Consider the following 726-nt stretch of genomic DNA (forward strand, 5'->3'; position numbering starts at 1 on the left):
GCAGCGAGCGCGGCGTCATCACCTTCGACAGATACATGGCGACCTGTCGCGGCTTGACGATGGTGCGCGTGCGCCGATTGGACAGCAATTCCGTCTTCGAGACGTTGTAGTGGCGCGCCACGATGCGCTGGATGTCCTCGATGCGGACCCGCTTCGGCTCGCCCGTGCGATAGATGTGGCCGAGGATCTCGTCGATGCGATCGATGGTGATCTGCGGCTCGAACGACTGGCGAAACAGGAGCTGGTTGAAGGCGCCCTCCAGTTCACGTCCGCTGCCGGTCACGGTCCGGGCAACGTGGTTGAGGATCTCTTCGGAAATGCCCAGCGATGCATCGTCGATCCTGGCCGTGGCCAGACGCAGTTTGAGCATGCCGAGCCGCATGGCGAAATCGGGCGCCGACATTTCGNCGAGCGGACCCGCGGTTCGAGGGATTCCAGCTCCGACGGTGGACGGTCGGCGGCAACGACGACCTGCTTGGCGCTGTCGAGCAGCATGTTGATCAGATGACAGAATTCATGCTGGATCGATTTGCCCTGCAGGAATTGCATGTCGTCGATGATCAAGAGATCGATGTCGCGCAACTGCTCCTTGAGCGTCAGTGCGTTGTTGTCGCGGATCGCCGTGGCGAAGCGCCACATGAAATACTCCGCGGTGAGGTAGACCACGCGTGACTTCGGGTTCTGCTTCAGCGATTCCGCCGCGATGGCCTGCAGCAGGTGAGTCTT

Annotated in this window: 1 protein-coding gene and 1 pseudogene; both read right to left on the reverse strand. The window is 61.4% G+C overall.

The features are described from left to right. The coding region (locus X744_RS1000000176350) for a helix-turn-helix domain-containing protein (protein WP_348626187.1) at window positions 1–283 on the reverse strand (283 nt) is incomplete at its 3' end. Continuing rightward, a pseudogene (locus tag X744_RS1000000176355) lies at window positions 281–666 on the reverse strand (DnaA/Hda family protein); the annotation flags it as partial. The gene X744_RS1000000176350 and the pseudogene X744_RS1000000176355, both read right to left, overlap by 3 nt. Window positions 667–726 lie beyond the last annotated feature (60 nt).

The sequence above is a fragment of the Mesorhizobium sp. LNHC252B00 genome (genome assembly GCF_000502955.1).
In the GTDB taxonomy this organism is placed as follows: Bacteria; Pseudomonadota; Alphaproteobacteria; order Rhizobiales; family Rhizobiaceae; genus Mesorhizobium.